Annotated in this window: 2 protein-coding genes; one reads left to right on the forward strand and one right to left on the reverse strand. The window is 62.2% G+C overall.

Going from position 1 to position 2,834, the window contains the following annotated elements; translation table 11 throughout:
- Positions 1–15 precede the first annotated feature (15 nt).
- Positions 16–1,407, reverse strand: a complete 1,392-nt coding sequence (locus ACPZMI_RS02160) for an L-cystine transporter (RefSeq protein WP_426351588.1) — start codon at positions 1,405–1,407, stop codon at positions 16–18.
- Positions 1,408–1,650: 243 nt separating this feature from the next.
- On the opposite strand from ACPZMI_RS02160, the gene ACPZMI_RS02165 reads away from it, so the two are divergent.
- The gene (locus ACPZMI_RS02165) at positions 1,651–2,706 is read left to right on the forward strand and encodes an HAD family hydrolase (RefSeq protein ID WP_426351589.1); all 1,056 of its coding nucleotides are present in this window, start codon (positions 1,651–1,653) and stop codon (positions 2,704–2,706) included.
- The last annotated feature ends 128 nt before the right edge of the window (positions 2,707–2,834 follow it).

Consider the following 2,834-nt stretch of genomic DNA (forward strand, 5'->3'; position numbering starts at 1 on the left):
CAGGGCAAGTGTTGCTCAGGAGTGACTCAGCTCGGCATGCTCGTCCCCGGCCAGTACTTGCTGGTCGGTCTGCTTGAGCAGTTGACTGGTCACCACGCCTGCGGTCATCGAGCCATTCACGTTCAACGCGGTGCGGCCCATGTCGATCAGCGGCTCTACCGAGATCAGCAGCGCCACCAGCTCGACCGGCAGGTCCATGGCCGGCAGCACGATCAGCGCGGCGAAGGTCGCGCCGCCTCCGACCCCGGCAACCCCTGCCGAGCTCAGGGTGACGATGGCTACCAGGGTCGCGATCCACAGTGGATCGAAGGTGTCGATGCCCACGGCCGGCGCCACCATCACCGCCAGCATTGCCGGATACAGGCCGGCGCAGCCGTTCTGGCCGATGGTCGCGCCGAACGATGCGCTGAAGCTGGCGATCGACTGTGGCACGCCCAGGCGGCGCGTCTGCGCCTCGATGTTCAGCGGGATGCTGGCGGCGCTGGAGCGGCTGGTGAAGGCAAAGGTCAGCACCGGCCAGACTTTGCGGAAGAAGCGCAGCGGGCTGACGCCAGTGAACGCCAGGATCACCCCGTGCACCACGAACATCAGCCCCAGGCCGATGTACGACACCACCACGAAGCTGCCCAGCTTGAGGATGTCATCGAGGTTCGAGCTGGCCACCACCTTGGTCATCAGCGCCAGGACGCCATAAGGCGTGAGCTTCATCACCAGGCGCACCAGGCGCATGACCCAGGCCTGCAGCACGTCGATGGCCGACAGGGCGCGCTCGCCCTTGTCCTTGTCGTCTTTGATCAGTTGCAGGGCAGCAAGGCCGAGGAACACGGCGAAGATCACCACGCTGATGATCGAGGTCGGCTTGGCCCGGGCCAGGTCGCCCACCGGGTTGCTGGGGATGAACGACAGCAGTAGTTGCGGGATGTTGAGGTCGGCGACCTTGCCTGCGTAGTCGCTGTTGATGGCCTGCAGGCGCGCGGTTTCCTGGACGCCTGCGACCAGGCCCTCGGCACTGAGGCCGAACAGGTTGGTCAGGGCGATGCCGATCAGTGCGGCAATGGCTGTGGTCAGCAGCAGGGTGCCGATGCTCAGCACGCTGATCCGGCCAAGGGCCGAGGCGTTGTGCAGACGTGCCACCGCGCTGAGGATCGAGGCGAAGATCAGCGGCATGACGATCATCTGCAGCAAGCCGACATAGCCGTTGCCGACCAGGTCGAGCCAGGCGATGGTCGCCTTGAGCACCGGATGACCTGCGCCGTACAGGCTGTGCAGCACCAGGCCGAACAGGACGCCCAGCACCAGGCCAAGCAGCACTTTTTTCGCCAGGCTCCAGTCGGTGCGACGGGTTTGCGCCAGGCCCAGCAGCAGGGCCAGGAACGCCAGCAGGTTGAGGGAAAGCGGCAGGTTCATTGAAGCTCCGTGAAGCAAAAGTAGGAATCGCCTCTGTGAGCGATTGCGAACGGAAATGCTAACAGTCTGAAAACAAACGAATTTATATCTAAATGTAATTTAGATAGTCGTTTATGGAATAACGGGCTGTCGCGGTTGCCAATGAACATGCCGTTTCGGGCTCTTTCGAGGTCGGTGCCAGACGTCTGCCTGTCATGCAGGCGGTCTAGGCTTGAGCGGCCATGTCTCTGGAGAACGCACATGATGTCTGCTCCGAAACTCCTCGCGGGCGGTCTCGCCCTACTGCTCAGTGCCAGCACCTGGGCGGCTACCGAACTCAAGCACTGGCCCGCCGAGGCCGCCAAACAGCTCGACACGATGATCGCTGCCAATGCCCACAAGGGTAACTACGCGGTCTTCGACATGGACAACACCAGCTATCGCTACGACCTCGAGGAAGCGCTGCTGCCGTTCATGGAGAACAAGGGCCTGCTGACCCGCGACAAGCTCGATCCTTCGCTGAAGCTGATCCCGTTCAAGGATACCGCCGAGCACAAGGAGAGCCTGTTCAGCTACTACTATCGCCTGTGCGAAATCGATGACATGGTCTGCTACCCCTGGGTGGCGCAGGTGTTCTCGGGCTTCACGCTCAAGGAACTGAAGGTTCAGGTCGATGAGCTGATGGCCTCGAACAAGCCGGTCCCCAGCACCTACTTCGAAGGCGATCAGGTCAAGAGCATCGAGGTGCAGCCGCCGAAGGTCTTCACCGGCCAGGCCGAGCTGTACAACAAGCTGATGGAGAACGGCATCGAGGTCTACGTGATCTCGGCCGCGTCCGAGGAGCTGGTGCGCATGGTCGCGTCCGATCCCAAGTATGGCTACAACGTCAAGCCGCAGAACGTGATCGGCGTCAGCCTGCTGCTCAAGGACCGCTCCAGCGGCGCGCTGACCACGGCGCGCAAGCAGATCAGCGAAGGCCACTATGATGCCAAGGCCAACGAGGGCCTGGAGTTGACGCCCTATCTGTGGACACCCGCCACCTGGATGGCTGGCAAGCAGGCAGCCATCCTGACCTACATCGATGAGTGGAAGCGACCGGTGCTGGTAGGCGGCGATACGCCAACCAGCGACGGCTACATGCAGTTTCATGGGGTCGACGTGGGCAAGGGCGGCATCCACCTGTGGATAAACCGCAAGGCCAAGTACATGGACCAACTGAACGGAATGATCGCCAAGCATGCGGCGGCGCAGGCGAAGGAAGGGTTGCCGGTGACGGCGGACAAGAACTGGGTGATCGTGACGCCGGAGCAGATTCAGTAAGCGTTGTAGCGGCTATGCCGGCCTCTTCGCGGGCAAGCCCGCTCCCACAGGGGTCTCATAGTCTTCAAGGCTGCGCTGTATCTGTGGGAGCGGGCTTGCCCGCGAATAGGCCAATACTTTTCCACAGG

The sequence above is a fragment of the Pseudomonas wayambapalatensis genome, from assembly GCF_049942315.1.
Lineage (GTDB): Bacteria > Pseudomonadota > Gammaproteobacteria > Pseudomonadales > Pseudomonadaceae > Aquipseudomonas > Aquipseudomonas wayambapalatensis.